A 23,090-nucleotide genomic window follows, 5' to 3' on the forward strand; every position below is an offset into this window, starting at 1 on the left:
TATATGATCATAGGAATAATATTAGCTGTCACTGCTGGGGCACTTGTCAGCTTACAAACCATTTTTAATAGTAAAGTAAATGAGCAGACAGGCTCTTGGTCAACAACGACACTTGTTCTAGGAATGGGCTTTATCGCTTCACTTTTGATGGGTCTTTTGTTAGAAGGAACCGGCATGTTTCAATTAAGGCATATGGAAGCCTGGTACTGGTTAAGCGGAGCCATCGGGGTAGGCGTTGTCATCTGTCTTGTTCAGAGCATCAAACGTCTAGGTCCCACTTATGGAATCTCGATTGTTCTCACCTCCCAGCTAGGTTGTGCGCTTCTATTTGATTCGCTTGGCTGGCTTGGGTTAGAAAAAGTAACATTTTCTTTTACAAAATTATTAGGTGTACTTGTCATTGTGGCTGGAATCCTCGTATTTAAGTTAACCAAGCTTGAACCAGTAGAAGAGGAGCAGTCAAAAGAAAAAGGGCTGCCACAAAAGTAGCTGCCCTTTTATTTAAATCAACCGCCGCCATAAAACCGTTATGGTAGATAAACCAGTTAAAAGGAGCCTTTTCATGAAAGGCTTTTTTTTCTGTCCATAGTCGCTTGCTTTATATTCTGTTCGATCTTTCGCTACGAGAACACTATAAGCGATTTTTCGTTCGATTGCTTCCGTAAGAGATAACGCAAATGGTGCACTATCAATCACCAAAATCGATTCAGTATTTAAAAAGCTGGATCTTGCATCTAGATTATATGTTCCAATAATACTTAAGTTATCATCAATGACCATTGATTTCGCGTGAATTGAATACGGCCCTTGATATTCATACAAATGAACACCCGTTTTCATGAGTTCCTTTTTCGTGCTTAAATATCCTGCAAATGCTAAAGGGTTTGGTGTCGCTGTAAGAGAATTTGTCACGACCGTCGTTTGAATATCACTTGGTAATGGCGTGAGTCCGTCTTTCATTGGCCGTGTCGGTATGACATAAGGCGTCTGGATCAGAACCGAACGCTTTGACCGCTGTGCGAGATCGTTTAACTTTTTCAAGACGAGCGGACGTTTATTTAAGCGTTCCACTGGATTTGTGAAAAATGCAATCTGCTTTGCACGAATGGCGTCTTTTGCCCAATCATATGTGGACGTGACAAAGGGTTCTTTTGTACGAATGGCTTCCTGATAAGATCGAAGTAGCTGTTTTCTTAGCTTTTTTCCTTTTTTCGCTTTTGCCTTGGAAAATACATCTTTTGTTCTTTTCGTAAAATCATGATTCCACAAATAAACGAAATACTGCTCCATTTCATCTAATACTTTTCCTTTTTTGGCGTTGTACAGCAGCACATCTCGGTCATACGCAAAGTCTTTCGGCGGCTGATCTGCAAAGTATTTATCACCAATATTTTTGCCGCCCATGACAGCGACCCTGCCATCTGCCAAAAGAAGCTTATCGTGAAGGCGGTTATGCCACGTCCATGGCTTGAACAAACGAAAAGGCTCATAAAAACGAATGGCCATATTCGGGTGATTCGCCACAGCATAACGCAAATGCTTCAGCGGTCCACGCAGGCTATGGCAAATGCCATCTAACAACAGCTGAACTTTTACTCCTCGATCAGCCGCTTCAATTAAAGCACCAAGCACCCATTCGGCGGTTTTTCCTTTTTGAATGGAATAATAACTCAAACGAATGTTCTTTTTAGCCTCTCGAATCATTTGAACTCTCACTTGACCTGATTCAAACCCGTCATCAAGCAGCATGACTTGATTTATGCCTTGGTCGTCTCCTGAGATGGAAGAAGCTTTATAGATGCAATGTTCTTTACATGTTTTTTGAAACGGTAAATAAAACAAGACAAATGCGGTCAAAAATACATACACCACATATAAAAAGATCAGAAAAAACAAGAATTGAAGCACAGTGATCAACTCCTTTCACACAAACCGTTCTTTTTCTTAGCTTATGTTAAAAACAAAATTTCACTCATCCAGCTTTATAATAAAAAATACAGGATAAAAGAATCATCTTGTTTTCATAGGGCATTTAATTATAGTATGAAATGAGTAAGGGGGAATCGCATTGAATGAACCATTATTTAATATACCAAGTGATGTGTATCAAACGTTAAGTGAAACAGAACGTTATTTACTGCATTATATTCACCAGCATTTAGAGGATATCTCCACCTTATCCATCGTCACATTAAGTGAAAGAGCCAACGTGTCGACGGCGACCATTGTCAGACTGATGAAGAAAATCGGATACAACGGCTATACATCCTTTAAATATCGATTGAAACAAGAAAAGAAAATGACAGATGATAGTGATCAACTAAAAAATATTGACGAAGACATCAAACTAGCCATTCGAAAAAATGAAGAAGAGGTCTTAAAGACGATTCAACTGCAAAGTATTGGGCAAATTGAGGATGCAGTTCAAAAAATCCACGATGCGGACAAAATTTATATTTTTGGCAGAGGCTTTTCAGAGATGATCGCCAAAGAGATGACCATCAAATTGCAGCTCATCGGGAAAACATGTGAAGTTCATGACGACCCGAATATCATTCGGCTCAAATCGCGTGACATTGATAAAAACGAACTTGCCATCTTTGTTTCATTAAATGGAGAAACGTCTGAACTAGTAGAAGCCTGCCAAAACCTCAGTATGAAACAGGTCACGACCATTACGGTCACAACGAGAATTGATTCTACATTAAGTAAAATATCAGATATGACACTCGTCGGATATAAAGGGGAACAATCATTCTTCCCAGATTATGAAGTCAGGTCCCGCCTGTCGCTTCATGTCATTGCCCGCATTTTACTAGACGCCTATGTGATTCGGATGAAATAAACACTCAAAAAGCCTCCCACACTTTATGATGGGAGGCTTTTTACCGTGAAAACCTTTACACAATCTGAAAACATTTTCACTGAATCGTATGAGATACTTTCTTTAGAGAAAAGAAAGAAGGTGAAACCAATTGATTTATACCTGCACCTTAAATCCTGCTATTGACCTATATATTGCATTAAAAGAAATGCGGGCAGATACAGTCAACCGCACGGAAGATGAGGATTATCAGCCGAACGGAAAAGGTGTTAATGTGTCCATTATGCTAAAGAAATATGGCTTCACCAGCACTGCATTAGGATTTATTGCTGGGTTTTCAGGTTCATATATTGAACAATCGTTAAAAGATCTCTCCATTCAAACCGATTTTATCCCAGTTGATGGGATTACACGCATTAATGTATTTATTAACACAACGGAAGAATACAAGCTTGTGAATCAAGGACCCGCTATAGAGGCAAAAGCGCTTGATGCCTTTCGCCAAAAAATCTCGACCATTCCAAAAGGCAGCATCTTCATTATGTCAGGTAGTCTACCTAAAGGCGTCCCTGCCAGCATTTTCTCAGAGATAGCCGCTATTTGTCATCAAAACAACGTGAAATTTATTTTAGACACAAGCTCTAAAGCAGCTTTAGAAACACTTCAATACAAACCATATTTACTAAAACCAAATGAAGAAGAGATTGCCGCATTTTTTGGAAAAACCCACCGTTTATCAGAAACAGAACTCGTTGAATCAGGACGAAAGCTGATCGAGATGGGTGCAGAGCAAGTACTCATTTCCCGAGGAGGAGAAGGTGCACTATTCCTTACAAATGAAGCCGTATTAAAAGGAAATGCACCAATAGGAACGGTCGTAAACACGGCTTGTTCTGGTGATGCCATGCTCGCTGCATTCCTAAGTAAACAGCTGGAAGGACAACCACATGAAGAATGCTTACGCTACGGCATTGCAACAGGGGCATCTACCGCCTTTTCAAAAGGGTTAAGTGATTTACATGACATTGATTCATTAATTGAGCAAATACACATTCAGAACATATAAGGGGGAGTTCACATGAGCCGCAAGAAAATTGTCGCTGCCACTGGCTGTCCAACAGGCATTGCGCACACATTTATGGCAGCTGAGGCATTAAAAATCGCAGCTGAGCAATTAGGGGTCGACATCAAAGTTGAAACGCATGGTCAAGTAGGAATTGAAAACGCTTTAACGGATCAAGACATTTTGGAGGCCGATGGTGTCATTGTCGCTGCTGACAAAGATGTGAATACAGATCGTTTTCACGGCAAACCACTCATTGAAGTACCTGTAGCAAAGGGTATTCGCACACCAAACGAACTGATTCAAGGCATTATCAATGGAGAAGCACCCGTTCATCAAGTGAAAGGAAGAGCTTCTGGAACAGAAAAACCATCTACGTCTTCATCCGCTCAACAAAAGTCAGCGAATAAGTGGATACACACCATCTATAAGCATTTAATGAACGGTGTATCACACATGCTTCCATTTGTTGTTGGGGGCGGTGTCTTAATCGCTTTATCTTTTCTATTCGGTATTTACTCAGCTGATCCTCAGCATGAAACGTATCATCCGTTTGCTGCCTATTTGAAAAATATTGGTGGACTTGGCTTTAGCTTAATGGTGCCAATTTTAGCAGCATTTATCGCTGATTCGATTGCAAGACGCCCTGGGATGGTCGTTGGATTTATAGGGGGTCTGCTTGCAAATGATGGAGGGGCTGGTTTCTTAGGCGGAATTATCGCAGGTTTTGCAGCTGGATATATCATTTTATTGCTTCAATTCCTGCTTCAAAAATTACCAGCATCACTTGACGGATTAAAATCAATTTTCCTCTATCCTGTTATCGGTATTTTCTTAATTGGGGCTGTCATGACCCCGCTATTAGTTCCAATCACAGGGCTAAATCATTCATTAATGGATTTTCTCTCATCAGTTCAATCCACCAATCCATTGCTTTTAGGTTTAATTGTTGGAGCCATGTGTGGATTTGATATGGGAGGACCTTTTAACAAAGCAGCCTATGTCACAGGAACGGCTTTACTCGCAGAAGGTAACCTTTACTTCATGGCAGGGGTGTCAGCAGCATGTATCACACCACCGCTTATCATTGCGATTGCCACAACGATTTTCCGAAAACATTTTACACCACAAGAACGAAATGCTGGGATGATCAACTATATTCTCGGAGCGACTCATATTACCGAAGGAGCCATTCCATTTGCGGCCAAAAACCCAGTCGTTGTCCTGCCAATTATCATGTTTGGTTCCGCCATCTCTGCTATATTGACGTATCTGTTTGGCGTACAGGTTCCAGCTCCGCATGGCGGATTCCTTGTCCTTCCAGTCGTCACAGGCGCATTCCAGTGGGTACTATCCATACTCATCGGATCACTTGTAGGTGCGATTCTATACGGACTTTACCGCAAGAAAATAGACAAACCCGCAGTTTAATAGGGAGGAAGAGAAATGATGGAACATATTTATATGAATCTACATGAAACAGCTTCTTCACAGGCTGGCGTTTTCGCAGCCATAGCTGACATTGCCTCTAAAGCAGGGATTTGTACATCTCCTGAGGCTGTCAAAAAAGGACTAGCTGAAAGAGAAGCTCTGAGTACAACCGGCTTTCAAGATGGATTTGCCATTCCGCATACACAGTCAGACGCCATTCAAGTACCGGCACTCGTCATCGTCCGTACAGAAACCGGAATCGAATGGGACGCTTTTGATGGAAAGCCTTGCTTTTTCTTCTTATCCTTACTCATTCCAAAAAGTGAAGCAGGAACCACTCACTTACAAGCACTTTCTGCTCTTTCACGCGGATTAATGGATGAAACGAAACGACAAAAACTGCTCGAAACAAGAACAAATGAAGAAATGCTCGCTGTCTTAAAAACAGTTATTTTGACGAGAGAGGATGTTTGACCATGCCTTTACTTTCCACAACACCTATGCTTGAAGCAGCAAAAAAAGAAAAATACGGAATTGTCGCATTCAATGTACATTCCTTTGATAGTATTTACTGGGTACTCGAAACGGCAGCTGAATTAAAATCACCTGTCATTTTGCAAACAACGGTTGGCACGGTCCAATCGCTTGGCGCAAAAGCCATTGCAGATACAGTAAAGGCGGCAGCTGATCAATACCAAATACCAATCGGCCTTCATCTCGATCATTGCACTGATTTTGATGTGATTCTTACTTGTATACGAGCGGGATATACATCCGTGATGATCGATGCTTCCATGCATTCATATGAAGAAAATGTACGCCGCACAAAAGAAGTGGTGGACCTTGCCTTAAAAGTAGGTGTGAATGTAGAAGCCGAGTTAGGCAAGGTAGGCGGGGTAGAAGATGATATTGTCGTGGATGAAAAGGATGCTCAAAAAGCCATTCCATCAGAATGCCGTCAATTTGTAGAAGAAACTAGTGTACCTACTTTAGCACCTGCGATCGGCACGGCCCACGGCATCTATAAAGGGGTGCCGGATATCGACTTTGACCGCATTGAACAAATTGCAGCGCTTGTCGATGTGCCGCTTGTCCTTCATGGTGGTTCAGCTGTACCAGATGAGGATGTCAAAAGATGTGTCGCACTCGGTATGGCAAAGGTCAATGTGTCCACTGAACTGAAAAATGCATACTCTGAAGCGATTCGTGATCATTTCTCAAACGAACCTGAAAGCTTAGATCCGCGTATGTATTTACAAAAAGCAAAACAAGCAGCCAAAGACATGGTCACATCTAAAATAAAGATCGTTGGCAGTGAAGGAAAAGCCCAACTTTTATATCAATAAGATGAAAAAAAGCAGAGCCGCATCGCTCTGCTTTTTTCACATTATTCGCTTTCTTTCATTTCATTTGATGTACGTACTCGTGCATTTCCCATAAATACGACCGTAATCGCCGCAAGTGCAATCGGGAATAAAGCAATCATAAATACATACGTAATACTTTGTGACATCGCATCAATCACTTTATTTAAAATATCAGGCGGAATTTGTGAGCGTGCCCCCTCTTGGAAAATGGCTTGTGGATCACCAACTTGAGAAGAAGCTCCTTTCATTCCGCTAAAAGCATCTGCCAAACGATTTGTCAGGACATTGGTTTGAATCGTTCCAAAAATCGTCACGCCTAAAGTCATCCCAAGTGATCTCATGAACGAATTGGTAGAATTAGCACTGCCGCGGTAGCGCGGAGAGAGATCATTCATTGAAGCAGATGGCAGAAGGGAGAAGCTAAATCCAACGCCAAAACCTGAAATCATCATAAAGAGCGTAAGCCACAATCTTGCTGTATCAGGCGACATATTGGCAAGCAGCAGCATCCCAGCAAAAAATGAAATCACAGAGATGGTCATTAATCGTCTAAAAGGTACTTTCGTCTGCATCGTTCCGCCAATCATACTGCCAATCACGGACCCAATCATCATCGGTGTTAAAATGAACCCGGCACTTGTTGCAGATTCACCGTACACTGCCTGGACGAAGATAGGAATAAAGACAGCTAGAATAATAAACGTCCCGCCATATAAAAACGCCAAAATTTGAGATGTCGCAAACAGACGATTTTTAAACATCCAAAATGAAATAATCGGTTCTTCTGCCTTCCGTTCAACAATGAAGAAGATGGTGCCAAAGACAACAAACACAGCAAATAGTGTCAAGATTTGAACAGAATCCCATGCATACGATTTGCCGCCAAGCTCAAGAGCGAACATTAAACTGACAACCGCAACGACAAGTGTAATGGCACCTGACCAGTCAATTTTCTGCTTACGATGCTCGAGCGATTCTTGATAAAATTTGGCGATCAAGAACACACTGACAATACCGATTGGTACGTTAATATAAAACACCCAATGCCAGCCGATCGAATCCGTAATAATTGCTCCTAACAGCGGGCCTAATACACTGGATAGACCAAAAACTGCACCAAACATACCGGACATTTTCCCGCGCTTTTCTGGCGGGAAGATATCAAAGATAATCGTGAAAGCGATTGGAAGAAGAGCACCGCCTCCAAGTCCTTGAATCGCACGGTAAATAATGAGCTGATCCATTGTTTGTGCGATGCCGCACAGCGCAGATCCAATTAAAAAGAAAATAAGTCCAAACAGAAAAAAACGCTTTCGACCATACATATCTGAAAGCTTTCCATAAATCGGCATACCGGCCATCACTGCCACCATATAAGAAGCAGTCACCCAAGCAAATTTATCAAAACTGCCCAAATCGGCGACGATGCTTCCCATTGCTGTTGCGACAATGGTGTTGTCCATCGCTGCCATAAAAATCCCTAACAGCAAACCGACGACAACAAAGCGAGTGGATGCCTTGCCTTTATCCACGTGATTCATTTCATTTACCTCCTGCTTACGTTCTCTCATTATTTTTGCTATGATCAACTTAACCATAAAGTAAGAGAACATTTATCTTGATGATCAAGATAAATTGATTTTAAAGGGAGGAGAACAAGTTGTCAATAAAGAACGAGGCAGAAGATCAAGCGGACCTGATCATTCATACGATGAGACGCCTTGCTACACGAACAGTCCTATTCCACCAAGCAGCCGCTCAATCGCTCGGCCTTTTCCCAACAGATCTCAAATCAGCAGATTTGTTAAACGAACTTGGACCACTCACAGCAGGTGAATTAAGTGAAAAAACCGGTCTTAGCTCAGGTGCGGTCACCGCTCTCATTGACCGGTTAGAAAAAGCAGGCTACGTCAAAAGGGAGAAGGACCCAAAAGACAAGCGAAGGGTCATCATTGTTCCATTAACAGCGGGGAAATCACAGGTGAAACAACTCTTTCTATCTTTATCGGCATCCACCAAAAAACTCACAAATGAATACAAGCCAGAAGAATTGGATTTAATCATTCAATTTATTTCAGAAGCAGCTGAAATCATGGATCAAGAGCTGCAATTGCTTAAGTCTAAATCGTAAGAAAGGACACTGTGAGGTCTTTAGACGAAGCGGTAATATCTTTTATGAGAGAATGTGTTATGAGGGTGCAAGAAGTTCTCATTGAGAATAACAATATAGGATGCTTATCCAAACAAGGGGAGGTATACAGAAAGTGGAGATTATAAAGTTTAAGGAAACTGATACAAAAGAGATTATTTCATTGTTTTATGAAACAGTTCATTCCGTAAATTCAAAAGATTATTCCCAAGTACAATTGGATGCTTGGGCACCAAGAGATGAAAAAGAATCTAAAATGAATTCTTGGAAGGAATCATTGAGTCAAAATATAACATTTGTTGCTAAAGTGAATGATAAAGTTGTTGGTTTTAGCGATTTAACGCATACCGGGTACTTAGATAGACTATTCGTTCATAAAGATTATCAAGGACAAGGTATAGCCACAGCTTTAGTTGATATGCTCGAATCTGAGGCAAAGAAACTAAATCTTTTAGAAATTGATACCGAAGCAAGTATTACAGCTAAGCCATTTTTTGAACATCTAGGTTACAAAATTGTTTGTTCACAAACTGTGGAAAAAAAGGGGGTTAAGTTGGCTAATTTTAAAATGCTAAAAAAAATAAAATAATCATTTTTTTGTTATGCTAACAGGTGCGTTAGTTTAAGAAGAAAGGGTATAGCATATTCGTCATATAAAATATGTTATACCCTTTCATTTATTTAACTTTTTTCAATAGTAGAAAAGATATAATACATTGCAGAGGTGATTCAATGAATGATAGCTCCAGTTATTTAAAGAAGTTAGCAGATTTTTTAGGTGGGACATTTCATCAGGATATTGATTCGCCAGAGGAAGCGTTAGATGAGTTTATCCATCTAAGTTACAAAAAAACCTCCAATGAACCATCAATTTTATTTCCATGCTTCTTTTAATAAACAAATACCTCTTTCGATTTGTTCAAGAGTAAGGTTTGCGAAACCGAGCAGTATGTGCGGTTGTACAGGTGGATTTTCGATAAATAAATGACTTGTAGGATACACTTTAACATGCTGTTGAAGAGCTTTTTCAATTAATTCTTTTTCGGAATAGGGCGTGTGTATACGTAACATGATATATAACCCTGCATTGTCACCAATGATCTCAATCTGCTCTCCAAATAGATGGTGAACTTGTTGAACCAATAAGTTCATTTTCCTTTTATAAGTATTGCGCATACGCTTAATATGCTTTGTCCATTCCCCACTTTTCATAAATTCAGTCATGGTCAGTTGGTGCAATAAAGAAGCATTATGTTCGAAATGTTCAAATTTACTCATATAGATATTGATTAATGAATCAGGTAAAACCATATATGCTAATCGTATAGCTGGTAGAAATGCTTTTGAAAACGTACCAAAATAAATGACATGTGCAGCATCTAAAGATGCTAAAGCAGGAAATGGTTTTTGTCCATATCGAAATTCTCCATCGTAATCGTCCTCTAATAAGAAACCGTTATTTGATCGTACCCATTGAATCAATTCAATTCTTTGTTGAATCGATAGTGCAGTACCAGTAGGATATTGATGTGAAGGTGTGATATACAATAATTTCCCCTTTTTATGTACAAGTGGGTTCAATAATACACCCTGTTTTAATGCAGGAATACTCTCCATTTCAAATCCATGTAAATGAAAGACCTCCCGTACACCGCTATAACCAGGGTTTTCAACAATCATACTAGAAAAACTTTCTTTTAATAGAAATCCCAAATACAACAGTAGTTGCTGTGTATTACTTCCAACGATAATATTTTTGGGGTTAATGATCATACCTCTCGCTTGAAATAAATAATCAGCCAGTTCTTGTTTAAACCCCGGTTCTCCAAAAGGATCTCCATATTGAAAGCTAATGGATTGCTGCAGCACTTTGTTGGAAATTTGCCGCCAAACTTTTAAAGGGAATTGTTCCTCATCAACAGTACTTGCTTTGAAATCAATGAAATCGATCAATTGTATTGGTTCATTTCTAGGTACTTCTGAAATAGAGGTTTGAAGAAATATCGGTTCAAATTTATTGACACTATAGCTTTTACGCTCATTGGCTTGAATATATCCTTCAGCTAATAATTGATCATATGCTTGTAGTGTAGTGTGGCGACTAACACCTAGGTCATTGGCTAGTGAACGAATGGAAGGAAGATTTTCTCCTGTTTTTAACTTTCCCTCCTCGATTAATTTTTTAAATTGCTCATAAATTTGTTTATATTTTGGTTGATTGGCACTGAAAGGGAAAATATAATGTTTCATTTCTTCATTCCTCCCTTCTGACATTTAATAAAGTATAAATCTGTACATTTTTACATGTCAGAATATCGATTATTATACTACTAATTGATATGAAAAGGGGATAGAAGAGTGGATATAGTAAGAGCTAATGAAAATGATTTAAAACAAGTTTCGGTTCTATTTGATCAATATCGCCAATTTTATAAACAGACTTCTAATGTAGAAGGTGCTTATCATTTTCTAGTGGAACGATACCGTAAACAAGAGTCTATTTTGTTTGTTGCAAAGCAAGGTGAACAATATGTAGGATTTGTACAACTGTATCCCACATTTTCATCTGTTGCGATGAAAGATGCGTTCATTTTAAATGATTTGTTTGTTATAAACGATTTTCGTCAAAAGGGAGTAGGTAAGGAATTGATGAAAAAAGCATTTTCATTTGCAAACGATAAAGGAGCCCGATTTATCTGTTTAGAAACAGCGACTTCTAATATAAAAGCACAACAATTGTATGAAAAAATGGGGATGACAAGCGATTCTTCAACTCAGCACTATATTTATTATTGGGATTGAACACAGAAGAATGAAGTTTTGGTATGGCAGAAAATTTAATATAACTCGGTCAAAAAAAGATGAATTTGTCAGAGACGGATCAGCAAGCTACAATGGCATTGTACACTGAATTGATTGCAACAAAATGACAAAACAGCGATTCCTATGGATTTTGACAAGAAAGACTTAAAAAAACACAAAGGGGGGGTAATTTTATTGAATTCTTATGATGAAGATCTAATAAAGGATTTGGAATTAAAAGACCTTCTTAAATATGTCAAAGTACATAAAAAACCAAAAATTTATTTAGATTTAATAGAACAAGAATTTGATTTTGCTGGTTCAAAAATAGATTGGTTACAAACCAATAAACATTATAGTAAGAGCTCAAATCATGAATCGTTACTTTCTGATGCTCTTCTCTTTATAACTGAATTAAAAGAAAAATATTTAGATAATAACTTACAAGTAATTTACATAGGGGATAACCTTACAGAGTTTGGGTACCAGTTTGAATTAAAACATCTAGAAGAGTTACTAGTCTATTTTTTAGATATCCCACAGCACCACTACTTTATATCATTAGAAGGTGATTGGAGTATTTGTATTTCATTTGAAAACGATTTGGATTTCGGATTTAGTTTAAACAAAAAATAATTTTAAGCGTCACATATAGGAAAAATAAAAGATGAATAAGAAGTGAAAAAACCTTGACTGGCTTTATACCATTCTAGGTTTTTTGCGTTTATTCGTCCTCAAACACGTAAAAGAAGACAAAGAACTCTTTGTATACAAGTCTGAAAGCACACTCAATCAGTGTGTTTTTCTTATGAAAAGAGCACACAATCGCTGCAAAGCACGTGCTGAAGACATTTGGGCTTCTTTGATGCAGGTGAGTTGATTAGACTTATAACCAAAGGGAAAGAAAGGAGGAATTCCAACTGTACTTAACCAAAAGGGGTACTACTTTGCTATCTATGCTGCTTCATACTACATCTTATTTATCAATAGAAGATTTACAGAATCGAATGAATGTCTCGACTCGAACCGTTTATGCTGAAATCAAACGAATGAACAGCTGGCTGGAAACTCATCAACTTAGTGGTGTGCAGCGAAAAGGCCAACTTGGCTATTATTTAAATCCTCATGAAAAAGAAGTCATTATTCAAAAAGCTGACACCATGCTTATTGGTCAAGATTATGAACCATGTGTAAAGGAACGAAGGGCCATCTTGCTTTTATCCATTGCATGTAGCGAGCATTGCCTAAGAATTGATGATTTTATGAAGATAACAAAGGTGAGCCGAAATACATTGCTCGAGGATATGAAACAGCTAAAAGAAGCACTTTCAAAACAGCAGCTTGCACTTCACTATCAGGCGGCTAGCGGCTATTTAATTTCAGGAGAAGAAAGAACAATTCGATTAGCGCTGAAACCTTATATTCATTTCATTCGCACCATGATAAAAAATGAAAAAACGTTTCCATCGGTTTGGTTAAAGGGTCCTATCTCATATAAGAGAATACATGATCTCCTTCAACAATCCGAACAAGATCTGAAGCTTGAATTTGCAGATGACATGCTGGATCAGCTGTCTATGGATCTCTTTTTCTACTTTAAACGGATGAAGCTAGGACGTGCTGTACACATTTCAACAGAAGAAAAACGGACACTGCAGGAAACAGATGAATGCTTGGCTGCTATTCGTTTCATGGCGCAAATTCAAAAAGAAACCAGTCTTTTGGTTCATGATGATGAAATCTATTTTCTTAGCACCTTATGGCTCAGTGCCAAAAAACAAAAACTTCCAACAAGTCAAAAACCAGAAGAACATCTCATTCGAACCATTGCGAGACAAATGATCATGGACTTTCAGCGTTATGCGTGTATTTCCTTCCAGGAAGTAGAAGTCTTGGAACAAAACTTAACCATGCATTTAATTCCGGCCTATTATAGGCTCATCTATCACATTGAGATCATCAATGAATTAACAGATTCCATGAAACATGCACAGCCAGAGGTGTTTGACATCACGCAAAAGGTTGCTTGCCATTTAGAGAAGGAAGCCTGTTCAAAGATGAGCGATCATGAAATTGCCTATGTGGCGATGCATTTTGGCGGCTGGATGAGAAGAGAAGGGATTTCATCGATTGCGAAACGTTCTGTTTACATTGTCTGCGGAGAAGGAATTGGCACCAGTCACATGCTGAAAACGCAGCTTCTTGAATTAATCGGCTACATCGACATACGCGGACTGTTATCAAAACGTTCATATGAAGAATTAACATCCATTGATGCCGACTTTGTTGTGTCAACGACACCTATATCGTTTAAAGGAAAACCTGTTCATCTCGTGCACCCGATTCTCACTGCTTATGAGAAAAAAACATTGCTTCAATATGGAGAAGGCTCAGAACCTAAGCTTGATGAGCACCATGTGAATGCTTTATTCAATATCATTCAGCAGCATACCATCGTTCAAAATGAAAAAGCATTGCTTCATGACCTGAAGGAGCTGCTTCATCCGACATATGTATCACACCAGAAAGGGTGGAAACCAGTGTTAAACGATTTATTAACAGAAGAAACCATTCAGCTCCAGCAAACAGCAGACACATGGCAGGAGGCCATTACAAAAGCAGCGCAGCCTTTGCTTGATCAACAAGCGATTCAGGAAAGTTATGTGAAAGCGATGATCCAGTCTGTTCATCAAAATGGCCCTTATATTGTGATTGCGCCACAAGTGGCGATTCCGCATGCCAGACCAGAAGATGGCGTGAACAAATTAAGCATGTCACTTATGTCATGTCATCAGCCCGTTTCCTTTTCAAAGGATGGAAAAAAGCAAGTTCGGCTCATCATTGTATTAGCTGCCATTGACAGTATGACCCACCTGAAAGCACTCAAACAGCTGACGATGCTGTTAAGTGAAGAAAAACGGGTGAGACAATTGATTGAAGCAGAGGAATTAGCAGCCATTCAACAATTAATCAATCGATTTTCACAAGTATAAAGGAGGAAAAAGAGGATGAAAAAAATTTTAGTTGTATGCGGAAACGGTTTAGGAAGCAGCTTTATTGTTGAAATGAATGTCAAAAAAGCATTAGAAGAATTAGGACTTTTAGCGGAAGTGGATCACACCGATCTCAGTACAAGCAAAAATGAACAAGCAGACCTCTATATCGGCGCAACAGACATTATCGATCAGCTGGATGACGGCAAAAGAAAGGTCGCTGGATTAAATAACTTGTTAGACCAGGAAGCCATTAAAGACGTCCTTCGTAAACACATATAATCGACGGAAAAAGGGGGATTCACATCATGATAGAACTGATCATGAACGATATATTGGGCACACCCGCAATTCTCATCGGTTTGTTTGCACTCGCTGGTTTACTTTTGCAGAAAAAGTCAGCTGCCGATACTGTATCAGGCACCTTAAAAACAACAATGGGTTTTTTAATATTAGGAGCGGGCGCCACAGTCGTATCTGATTCACTTGGGGTTTTCAGGAAAATGTTTGAAGCAGCCTTTCACATTCAAGGGGTTGTCCCAAATACTGATGCCATGGCGGCCATTGCCCAAAAGGAATTCGGTACACAGACAGCGCTCATTATGATTTTTGGTATGGTGGTTAATTTGCTTTTGGCAAAATTCACACCCTTTAAATACGTCTTTTTAACTGGTCATCATACGCTATATATGGCGGCTATGCTTGCAGTCGTTCTGTCAACAGCTGGCATGCAAGGAACGCTGCTGATCACCACTGGTTCAATCGTATTAGGTGCAGCAATGGTCATTGCTCCCGCAATCCTTCAGCCGTTTACAAGGAAAGTCACTGGAAATGATGATCTGGCGCTCGGTCATTTCAGTACGTTCGGCTATTTTACAGCGGGAATGATCGGCAAATGGGTCGGGCGCCCAGAGAAATCAACGGAAACCATTCAAGTGCCTAAATCACTCGGTTTTCTAAGAGATACATCGGTGGCTATCTCCATTACGATGGCTTTGCTTTTCTTTGCGATTGCACCGTTTGCGGGAATTTCATTCATAGAAAACATTAGTGGTGGTACGAACTTTGCTGTCTTCATTCTCATTCAGGCCATTACCTTTGCTGCTGGGGTGTACATTATTTTAGCAGGTGTACGGATGGCAATCGGGGAAATTGTGCCTGCTTTCAAAGGGATTGCCGATCGTTTCGTCAAAGGGGCAAAGCCGGCACTTGATGCACCAACTGTTTTCCCATTTGCTCCAAATGCAGTGATCATCGGTTTTTTATGCAGTTTTGCAGGAGGCATCGTGTCTATTTTCCTTCTTCCTTTGTTTGGTTTAACTGTCATTGTTCCTGGACTTGTGCCACACTTTTTCTGCGGTGCGACAGCGGGCGTATATGGCAATGCAACGGGGGGAGTGAGAGGTGCAGTCGCCGGTTCCTTTGTAAATGGAATACTCCTTTCATTTTTACCAGCTTGTTTACTTCCTGTGTTAGGCACTCTTGGCTTTGAAGGGACAACATTTGGAGATACAGACTTCGGTATCATCGGAATATTGATTGGATTGATCAAATTTTTATTTCATCTTTAAAAAGGAGGCATTTCAGGATGACAGCTATTTTCTCACCTTCATTGATGTGCATGGATTTAACGCACTTCCGTGAACAAATTCAGCTTCTGAACACAAGGGCAGACCGTTATCATGTCGACGTCATGGATGGTCATTATGTAAAAAATATGACCTTATCACCCTTTTTCATTGAACAACTTCGGAAACTGACAGATGTTCCGATTGATGTTCATCTAATGGCCGAACAGCCTCAGGAATTTTTAATTGATGCATGTATTGATGCAGGCGCAACGATGATTTGTTTACATCCAGAAGTGGTGCAAAAAGACGTTTTTCGAATCATTCGGCATATCCACGAAAGAAAGTGTGAGGTCGGCTTTGTTCTCAATCCAGCTACACCAGTTGCAGCATTAGATGCTTTTATTCATTTAATAGACCGGGTGACGATCATGACAATTGATCCAGGGTTTGCGGGTCAGCCTTTTATCAAAGAAATGCTTCCGAAAATGAAAGAGGTGAAAGAAATCAAAGAGAAGGGGGGATACTCATTTTCAATTGAGGTAGACGGCTCTTGTAATGAAAGCACGTTCCGGTTGCTTGCTGAGGCAGGAAATGAAATTTACATCATCGGCACCTCAGGTTTATTTGGACTTCACGAAGAATTAGATAAAGCATGGGAAATAATGAAGCAATTGTTCGCAAAAGAAACAGCCACAATGAAATCACCTTAGTAAAAAGGAGGATGAAGCCCATCCTCTTTTTTACGCAATTTTACTAAACAAACTATCTACTTATCAAAACATACTCAAAAACTTCATAAAAGCACAAATTTATAATTGAAAGCGCTTTATTTATGTGTTATTCTTCAAATATCTTTAGTAAACATTTAGTCAAAAATGATGAGGAGTTTACCTATGACTACACTCAAAGATATTGCTCATGATGCAAAAGTATCCGTCTCTACTGTATCCCGTGTGTTAAATGGCGACCAAACGCTTGCCGTTTCACACGCAACAAGACAAAACATCCTCGACATAGCCAAGAAATTAAACTATACCCCCGTCAGAGCAAGAAAAGCCGATCAAGCAGAAGTAAAAAGCCCACCCGCATCCCCAGTCATCGGTGTCGTTGTCGCCCAATCCATTGACGAAGAATTAAATGATCCTTTTTTTTCATCGATTCGAAAAGGAATTGAAAAAGAATATGCCAAACGAGGTCTGTCCACTCTCCATACCTTTCGCCTAAGAAACATGGATAAAGGGGCGATACTAAAGGATATTGACGGTTTGATTGTCATTGGACGAATCAGCCCTGATACGGTTGAAAAGATGACAAACCGAATGGAACATATCGTTTTTATCAATCATTATGCGGATGAAGATTTGTATGATTGTGTACATGTGGATTTTGTCAGAGCGGCAGATCGTGCCATTCGTCATCTGCAATCTCTCGGCTATACACATCTAGGATATATTGGCGGGAAAGAGAGGGAGCATTATTTCGAAGGAAATGCTGTGATTGAGGATGAAAGACAAACAACTTTTATCAAAAGAATGCAAGAAGCGGGAACTCTTCATATGAATGACATCCACATAGGCGAATATTCGATGCAAGAAGGCTACTCACTTATGCAAAAAGCCATTCAGAAAGGAAAGCTTCCAGAAGCCTTTTTTATCGGAAGTGATTCTATGGCAATAGGCGCTATGCGTGCGCTACATGAAGCCGGTCTTCGTGTACCTCAAGATGTCTCAATCGTGGGGTTTAATGATATCGAAGCCGCTTCCTTTTCAAGCCCGCCGCTCACAACGGTTAAAGTATATACAGAACAAATGGGGGAAGTAGGTCTAAAGCTTTTGCTTGAGCGGATAGAAGGAAGAAAGCTTCCCCTAAAAGTCGTCGTGCCAACAAAGCTCATGCAAAGAGGCAGCACATGCCCAATCCATGAAAGGGGGTGAACGAGCATTTCAGCAAACAAAAAAGAGACAAAAAAGCAGGAAGGGAGCTGCTGAGCATGATGGCCAGATCATGCTGAAAACAACGCAGTTCACCCAATTGCTCTCTTATCTCTTTGAAAAGAATAGAATTCCAGTATAATGGACTTCTTTTGTTTCCGCAACTGCATGAATTCTACCGATAATCGTCTGAATTTTCAGTAATCAAAAGGAGGAAACGATGAGTAAAAAAATTCTGATGCTGTGTGTAGCTCTAGTTTTGTCGATGATCTTGTCTGCTTGCGGCAATAACGGTGCGTCTGAAGCAAACGGGAAAGTGACCTTGACTCTATTCTCCACAATGAGTAACAGCGGGGAGAGAAAGGCATTTGAAGAAGTGATCCGTGATTTTGAAAAAGAACATCAAAACATCCGAATTGATGCCAACTTCCCTGGCAACAGCTATGAAGATATGATACGCGTCAAAATGGGGGCAAACGATATGCCAGACCTATTTGATACACACGGCTGGGCCAAGCTGCGATATAGCGAATACGTGGCTGATCTAAAGGAGATGGACTGGGTAAAACAACTCGATCCTTCACTCGATCAAATTTTAAAAGACAAAGATGGCAAAGTCTATGCTTATCCGCTGAATCAAGCAAAAGACGGACTTAGTTTTAATGCCAATCTACTAAAAGAATATGGCATAAAAGTTCCTAAAACACTGAATGAACTGAAAAGTGCTTTACAAACTGTCAAAGAAAAAAGTAAAGGAGACGTTGTGCCGCTCTGGATCCCAGGAGGCGATAATTCAAATATTGCCCAAGTCTTTGATGAGCTGGCAACGCCTTTACTCATTACCGATCAAAAACATCAATACGGAAAAGACCTTGAAAATGGATCATTTGATTGGTCTCACTATACACCGCTTGCACAGTTTATGAAGGAGCTGAAAGATCAAGACCTTTTAAACAAAGATGTACTCACTGCGAAACTATCCCAAGCACCTGAGCTGATGGCACAAAACAAAATCGCTTTCACCTTTGTGGGAGGATCTTTAGGACCTGAGGCGACTGAACTCAATCAATCGATCAAAGTAGGCACCATGCCCGTACCAGCTATTCATGAAGGAGATGAGCAAAGCTGGATTGGCGGGGAACGCTTTACTGTCGCGGCATGGAAAGACTCAAAGCATCTAAAAGAAGCAAAACAATTCATTGACTTTTTAGCAAAGCCTGAAAACGCAAAGAAAATCGCAGAGGGCACTTCCTCTGAAACGGCTTTAAAAGAAGTCAAAGCCAAAAACTATTACTCTACATTTTACGAGCAATATGAAGATATTAAGATTGAACCCTATTTTGATCGAAAATACTTATCGAGCGGCATGTGGGCTGTCATGGCAACGACCGGTCAAGAATTATTAGCAGGCTCCATCACACCAGAACAACTATCGAAGAAAATGGAAGAGGAATATAAGCGTCTGAAAAAACAATAGCAGGCTCATGCTGAAACAGGAGTGAAGCGAATGAGTGACATCACAAAAGAAAAACAGGCGGCGACATTTACCTCTTTTCCAAAACAGAAGATGAAAAATAGCCAAAATTCTTCACTTTGGTGGATGTATCTGCCTGCTGTTCTCGTTGTCAGTGCTTTTATCATTTATCCCTTTTTTAACGGGATTCAGCTCTCTTTTACAAATTGGAACGGTTTCTCACAACAGTATGAGTGGATCGGACTGGATCAATACAAACGATTGCTGCAAGATCCAACTACATGGCTTGTTGTGAAAAATACCCTTCTTTACGGCATCGGGAGCACCATCTTACAAAATATGATTGGTCTTGGATATGCACTCTTATTAAATCAAAGTTTAAAGATGAGAGCCATCACAAGAACGGTGATCTATTTACCCGTCATGATCAGCCCGATTGCTATGGGCTATATTTGGTATTTTGTCTTTGCGTACCAAGGTGGTGCTTTAAACGACGTTGTTACCTTTTTTGGATTTGATCCAATGAACGCACTTGGTAATCCGCAGCTAAACACTTGGATCATTGTGTTTGTGAATACGTATCAATTCGTCGGGATTGCCATGATCATTTATTTAGCAGGACTCCAAAGCATACCTAAAGATTATTATGAAGCAGCACAACTCGACGGAGCTTCAGGTCTTCAGCAATTTTGGCGAATCACATTACCGCTTTTAATGCCATCTATCACCATCAATGTTGTGCTCAATGTGATCGGTGGACTTAAATTATTTGATGTCATTGTCGCCCTCACTGGCGGAGGACCCGGAGATTCCTCGCAATCGATGTCGACTTTTATGTACGATCTGTATTTCAAACGGCAGGATGCAGGCTATGCAGCGACGCAAGGTGTCTTCATGGCTGTCATCATCCTTGTCGTTAGTGTCGCAGCGCTCATTTATTTCAAACGAAAGGAGACCGAGGTGTGATGGATAACGCCTATAAACGAAAGAAAAGATGGTACTCCTTACTCGCCCTTTTGATCACATTGCTGCACCTGATTACATTTTATATTTTAGTCACGACCTCTCTAAAGGGGATAGGAGATTTTAGCTCAAAATGGTTGTTCCCATCAACGCTTCATTTTGAAAACTTTCTGATGGCATGGACAGATGCTCAGCTTGGCCAGTCCTTTTTGAATACAGTGATCATTACGTTCAGCTCGGCTGCCCTACTCATCATCTTTGGATCACTTGCCGCCTATCCGCTTGCAAGAAGAGGAACAAAGCTGAATCAAGCGGTGTATCTCTTATTCATTTCCATTATGGTCATACCGCCGCTCACAGCCCTTGTCCCTTTATACAAAATGGTTGTACAAATTGGCATGATGAATACTTATCAAATCGCTATTTTAAACAATGTTGCTGCTTTTTTGCCACTGACGATTTTTCTATATGCCGGTTTTATCCGGTCGACGATTCCAAAGGAGCTTGAAGAAGCCGCTCGTATTGATGGCGCGGGAACACTCAGAGTCTTTTTCACCGTCGTTTTTCCGCTGCTGAAGCCGATTACCGCTTCTGTTTTAATCATTGCCTGTGTGTATATTTGGAACGACTATCAATTTGCCATCTTCTTCTTGCAAGATAAAGAGATGCATACACTTACAGTCGCCTTATCCAATTTCTTTGGTCAAAATCAACACCAACTCCAGCTCGTTGGCGCCGCTGCTCTTATTGCGATGCTGCCAATGGTCACGATGTTTTTACTTTTGCAAAAATACTTTATCGCAGGGCTGTCTCAAGGCTCTGTTAAAGGGTAATCCAACCTTGATGTAAAAAGGAGTGTCGTCTATGTCTAAAATTACATTTATCGGTGCAGGAAGTACCGTGTTTGCTAAAAATATATTAGGAGATTGTCTGTTCGTTCCCGCACTTGCCGGCTTTGAATTTGCGTTATATGATATCGACCACAACCGGCTGAAAGAATCAGAAACGATGCTACGTCACTTAAAAGAGAACTACGGTGCACATGTGACCATTCAGTCGTATCACAACCGGAAAGAAGCCTTAAAGAATGCGAAATATGTCATCAATGCCATCCAGGTAGGAGGCTATCAGCCAAGCACTGTTATTGATTTTGAGATTCCAAAAAAATATGGATTAAGACAAACGATTGCGGATACGGTTGGCATCGGCGGTATTTTCCGTTCACTTCGAACCATTCCCGTGATGCTCGACTTCGCAAAGGATATGGAAGAAGTATGTCCACACGCCTTATTATTAAATTACACGAATCCAATGGCCACATTGACTGGCGCTATGCTGCGTTATACTCGGGTTCAAACGGTTGGTCTTTGCCATAGCGTACAGGTGTGTACGAAAGATTTATTTCAATCACTTGAAATGGACCATGAAGGCATTGAAGAAAAAATTGCCGGCATTAATCACATGGCATGGTTATTAGAAGTGAAACGAGACGGTCAAGACTTGTATCCAGAAATCAAAGCAAGAGCTAAAGAAAAACAAAAAACGCGGCATCCTGATATGGTTCGTTTTGAACTAATGGATAAATTCGGCTACTATGTCACCGAATCCTCAGAGCACAATGCAGAATATCATCCGTATTTTATCAAATCTCGTTATCCAGAACTGATTGGACAGTTTAACATTCCGCTCGATGAATACCCAAGACGCTGCGAGGAACAAATCAACAATTGGAATACGATGAAACATGACCTTGTGGGAAACACACAAATCACGCATACGCGCTCTAAAGAATATGGTTCACGTATCATTGAAGCGATTGAAACGAACGTTCCCTTTAAATTTGGTGGAAATGTACTGAACACAGGAGGACTCATTCACAACCTTCCTGAAAAAGCTTGTGTCGAAGTGCCATGTGTTGCAGACCGGAGCGGTATCATGCCATGTTATATCGGAGAGATACCTGAACAATTGGCTGGACTCAACCGGACCAATATCAGCTCACAGCTCATGACGATTGAAGCTGCAATCAGCGGCAAAAAAGAACACATTTACCAAGCGGCATTATTAGACCCGCATACAAGTGCTGAATTATCAATTGATGACACCATCAAACTATGTAATGAATTAATCGAAGCACACGGGGAGATGCTCCCGGCTTATACAGAGCCGAGTCAATACGCAATTTCTTCTAAATAACTAAAATAAACGGTCTTAGCCTGATGCACCTGGCATCAGGTTTTTTTAGATCAACAAACTGATCATTGACTGAAAGCGTTTTTAATATTATGATTTTTCTAAAGTTAACCAACAGTTAACCAAAAACATATCATCAATTAATTAACATGATCATGCCACATGACACACAGACAAAACGACCTAAAAGGGGGACAGATCTGCGGAACCAAAGAAGCTGAAAGGTATATAGACTTCACATGTTTTATCAGAACGTAAAGCAAAACTGTGGTTTCATTTGACAAAGAGTGTATACAGATGAAGCCCCCTTAGATGAGACAATGACGATA

21 protein-coding genes and 2 pseudogenes are annotated in these 23,090 nt (G+C 40.2%); 20 read left to right on the forward strand and 3 right to left on the reverse strand.

The features are described from left to right. Nucleotides 1–3: 3 nt before the first annotated feature. Nucleotides 4–489, forward strand: coding sequence for a DMT family transporter (locus FBF75_RS00165; protein ID WP_136944315.1), 486 nt, complete (start codon nucleotides 4–6; stop codon nucleotides 487–489). Nucleotides 490–501: 12 nt separating this feature from the next. Here FBF75_RS00165 and FBF75_RS00170 read toward each other — a convergent pair whose 3' ends face one another. Continuing rightward, nucleotides 502–1,908, reverse strand: a complete 1,407-nt coding sequence (locus FBF75_RS00170; RefSeq protein WP_136944316.1) for a phospholipase D-like domain-containing protein — start codon at nucleotides 1,906–1,908, stop codon at nucleotides 502–504. Nucleotides 1,909–2,068: 160 nt separating this feature from the next. Here FBF75_RS00170 and FBF75_RS00175 point away from each other — a divergent pair, with 160 nt between their 5' ends. From FBF75_RS00175 to FBF75_RS00195, 5 genes are all read left to right on the forward strand, one after another. Continuing rightward, a complete protein-coding gene (locus FBF75_RS00175) occupies nucleotides 2,069–2,845 on the forward strand; it encodes a MurR/RpiR family transcriptional regulator (RefSeq protein ID WP_007499235.1) in 777 nt (258 codons plus the stop codon). Between the two features lie 130 nt (nucleotides 2,846–2,975). After that, nucleotides 2,976–3,890: a 1-phosphofructokinase gene (gene pfkB, locus FBF75_RS00180; protein WP_136944317.1), complete on the forward strand. Its 915-nt coding sequence runs from the start codon at nucleotides 2,976–2,978 to the stop codon at nucleotides 3,888–3,890. A 12-nt stretch (nucleotides 3,891–3,902) separates the two neighbouring features. Then, nucleotides 3,903–5,318 carry a PTS fructose transporter subunit IIC gene (locus tag FBF75_RS00185; protein ID WP_136944318.1) on the forward strand — a complete coding sequence of 472 codons (1,416 nt, stop codon included), beginning with the start codon at nucleotides 3,903–3,905 and terminating at the stop codon, nucleotides 5,316–5,318. Nucleotides 5,319–5,333: 15 nt separating this feature from the next. Next, nucleotides 5,334–5,792, forward strand: a complete 459-nt coding sequence (locus FBF75_RS00190; RefSeq protein WP_046527646.1) for a PTS sugar transporter subunit IIA — start codon at nucleotides 5,334–5,336, stop codon at nucleotides 5,790–5,792. Between the two features lie 2 nt (nucleotides 5,793–5,794). Next, entirely contained in the window at nucleotides 5,795–6,664 is an 870-nt protein-coding gene (locus FBF75_RS00195) for a class II fructose-bisphosphate aldolase (RefSeq protein WP_025207447.1), read from the forward strand. A 43-nt stretch (nucleotides 6,665–6,707) separates the two neighbouring features. Here FBF75_RS00195 and FBF75_RS00200 read toward each other — a convergent pair. After that, nucleotides 6,708–8,226 (reverse strand): annotated as a pseudogene (locus FBF75_RS00200) (MDR family MFS transporter); the annotation flags it as partial. A gap of 170 nt (nucleotides 8,227–8,396) precedes the next feature. Between FBF75_RS00200 and FBF75_RS00205 the strand changes: the two are divergent. The 3 genes and pseudogenes from FBF75_RS00205 to FBF75_RS19995 all read left to right on the forward strand — a co-directional run. Beyond that, nucleotides 8,397–8,816 (forward strand): MarR family winged helix-turn-helix transcriptional regulator, encoded by a 420-nt coding sequence (locus FBF75_RS00205; protein WP_046344981.1) that lies wholly within the window; start codon nucleotides 8,397–8,399, stop codon nucleotides 8,814–8,816. A 133-nt stretch (nucleotides 8,817–8,949) separates the two neighbouring features. Next, the gene (locus FBF75_RS00210) at nucleotides 8,950–9,423 is read left to right on the forward strand and encodes a GNAT family N-acetyltransferase (protein WP_136944319.1); all 474 of its coding nucleotides are present in this window, start codon (nucleotides 8,950–8,952) and stop codon (nucleotides 9,421–9,423) included. A 143-nt stretch (nucleotides 9,424–9,566) separates the two neighbouring features. Then, nucleotides 9,567–9,668: pseudogene (locus tag FBF75_RS19995) on the forward strand (contact-dependent growth inhibition system immunity protein); the annotation flags it as partial. Nucleotides 9,669–9,707: 39 nt separating this feature from the next. Here the strand turns inward: FBF75_RS19995 and pdxR are convergent. Further along, nucleotides 9,708–11,084, reverse strand: coding sequence for a MocR-like pyridoxine biosynthesis transcription factor PdxR (gene pdxR / locus FBF75_RS00215; RefSeq protein WP_136944320.1), 1,377 nt, complete (start codon nucleotides 11,082–11,084; stop codon nucleotides 9,708–9,710). A gap of 108 nt (nucleotides 11,085–11,192) precedes the next feature. Between pdxR and FBF75_RS00220 the strand changes: the two genes are divergently transcribed. The 11 genes from FBF75_RS00220 (at nucleotide 11,193) to melA (ending at nucleotide 22,764) form a co-directional block, all read left to right on the forward strand. Then, nucleotides 11,193–11,636, forward strand: coding sequence for a GNAT family N-acetyltransferase (locus FBF75_RS00220; protein WP_048001463.1), 444 nt, complete (start codon nucleotides 11,193–11,195; stop codon nucleotides 11,634–11,636). Between the two features lie 195 nt (nucleotides 11,637–11,831). Continuing rightward, complete coding sequence (locus FBF75_RS00225; protein ID WP_039963523.1) at nucleotides 11,832–12,272, forward strand: hypothetical protein; 441 nt, start codon at nucleotides 11,832–11,834, stop codon at nucleotides 12,270–12,272. 284 nt (nucleotides 12,273–12,556) lie between these two features. Beyond that, the gene (locus FBF75_RS00230; protein ID WP_136944321.1) at nucleotides 12,557–14,629 is read left to right on the forward strand and encodes a BglG family transcription antiterminator; all 2,073 of its coding nucleotides are present in this window, start codon (nucleotides 12,557–12,559) and stop codon (nucleotides 14,627–14,629) included. Nucleotides 14,630–14,644: 15 nt separating this feature from the next. After that, nucleotides 14,645–14,911 (forward strand): PTS sugar transporter subunit IIB, encoded by a 267-nt coding sequence (locus FBF75_RS00235; RefSeq protein ID WP_008343722.1) that lies wholly within the window; start codon nucleotides 14,645–14,647, stop codon nucleotides 14,909–14,911. 26 nt (nucleotides 14,912–14,937) lie between these two features. Continuing rightward, nucleotides 14,938–16,200, forward strand: a complete 1,263-nt coding sequence (locus FBF75_RS00240; RefSeq protein ID WP_025207436.1) for a PTS ascorbate transporter subunit IIC — start codon at nucleotides 14,938–14,940, stop codon at nucleotides 16,198–16,200. A 17-nt stretch (nucleotides 16,201–16,217) separates the two neighbouring features. Beyond that, complete coding sequence (gene alsE, locus FBF75_RS00245) at nucleotides 16,218–16,910, forward strand: D-allulose 6-phosphate 3-epimerase (RefSeq protein ID WP_008343724.1); 693 nt, start codon at nucleotides 16,218–16,220, stop codon at nucleotides 16,908–16,910. 183 nt (nucleotides 16,911–17,093) lie between these two features. Continuing rightward, a complete protein-coding gene (locus FBF75_RS00250; protein WP_008343725.1) occupies nucleotides 17,094–18,134 on the forward strand; it encodes a LacI family DNA-binding transcriptional regulator in 1,041 nt (346 codons plus the stop codon). Between the two features lie 217 nt (nucleotides 18,135–18,351). After that, on the forward strand, nucleotides 18,352–19,608 hold the full coding sequence (locus FBF75_RS00255; RefSeq protein ID WP_136944322.1) for an ABC transporter substrate-binding protein: 1,257 nt from the start codon (nucleotides 18,352–18,354) through the stop codon (nucleotides 19,606–19,608). Nucleotides 19,609–19,638: 30 nt separating this feature from the next. Next, nucleotides 19,639–20,571 (forward strand): carbohydrate ABC transporter permease, encoded by a 933-nt coding sequence (locus tag FBF75_RS00260; protein WP_025207432.1) that lies wholly within the window; start codon nucleotides 19,639–19,641, stop codon nucleotides 20,569–20,571. Further along, nucleotides 20,571–21,401, forward strand: coding sequence for a carbohydrate ABC transporter permease (locus tag FBF75_RS00265; RefSeq protein ID WP_136944323.1), 831 nt, complete (start codon nucleotides 20,571–20,573; stop codon nucleotides 21,399–21,401). Before FBF75_RS00260 ends, FBF75_RS00265 begins: the two co-directional genes overlap by 1 nt. Nucleotides 21,402–21,432: 31 nt before the next feature. Next, nucleotides 21,433–22,764 carry an alpha-glucosidase/alpha-galactosidase gene (gene melA, locus FBF75_RS00270; RefSeq protein ID WP_007499268.1) on the forward strand — a complete coding sequence of 444 codons (1,332 nt, stop codon included), beginning with the start codon at nucleotides 21,433–21,435 and terminating at the stop codon, nucleotides 22,762–22,764. Nucleotides 22,765–23,090 lie beyond the last annotated feature (326 nt).

This window comes from Bacillus sp. S2(2019), assembly GCF_005144805.1.
GTDB lineage: Bacteria > Bacillota > Bacilli > Bacillales > Bacillaceae > Bacillus > Bacillus altitudinis.

Coding starts and splice junctions, on each gene's coding strand:
- FBF75_RS00165 (WP_136944315.1), top strand. CDS start 4: ATGATCATAGGAATAATATTAGCTGTCACTGCTGGGGCACTTGTCAGC.
- FBF75_RS00185 (WP_136944318.1), top strand. CDS start 3,903: ATGAGCCGCAAGAAAATTGTCGCTGCCACTGGCTGTCCAACAGGCATT.
- FBF75_RS00190 (WP_046527646.1), top strand. CDS start 5,334: ATGATGGAACATATTTATATGAATCTACATGAAACAGCTTCTTCACAG.
- FBF75_RS00195 (WP_025207447.1), top strand. CDS start 5,795: ATGCCTTTACTTTCCACAACACCTATGCTTGAAGCAGCAAAAAAAGAA.
- FBF75_RS00205 (WP_046344981.1), top strand. CDS start 8,397: ATGAGACGCCTTGCTACACGAACAGTCCTATTCCACCAAGCAGCCGCT.
- pdxR (WP_136944320.1), bottom strand. CDS start 11,084: ATGAAACATTATATTTTCCCTTTCAGTGCCAATCAACCAAAATATAAA.
- FBF75_RS00235 (WP_008343722.1), top strand. CDS start 14,645: ATGAAAAAAATTTTAGTTGTATGCGGAAACGGTTTAGGAAGCAGCTTT.
- FBF75_RS00240 (WP_025207436.1), top strand. CDS start 14,938: ATGATAGAACTGATCATGAACGATATATTGGGCACACCCGCAATTCTC.
- alsE (WP_008343724.1), top strand. CDS start 16,218: ATGACAGCTATTTTCTCACCTTCATTGATGTGCATGGATTTAACGCAC.
- FBF75_RS00250 (WP_008343725.1), top strand. CDS start 17,094: ATGACTACACTCAAAGATATTGCTCATGATGCAAAAGTATCCGTCTCT.
- FBF75_RS00255 (WP_136944322.1), top strand. CDS start 18,352: ATGAGTAAAAAAATTCTGATGCTGTGTGTAGCTCTAGTTTTGTCGATG.
- FBF75_RS00260 (WP_025207432.1), top strand. CDS start 19,639: ATGAGTGACATCACAAAAGAAAAACAGGCGGCGACATTTACCTCTTTT.
- FBF75_RS00265 (WP_136944323.1), top strand. CDS start 20,571: ATGGATAACGCCTATAAACGAAAGAAAAGATGGTACTCCTTACTCGCC.
- melA (WP_007499268.1), top strand. CDS start 21,433: ATGTCTAAAATTACATTTATCGGTGCAGGAAGTACCGTGTTTGCTAAA.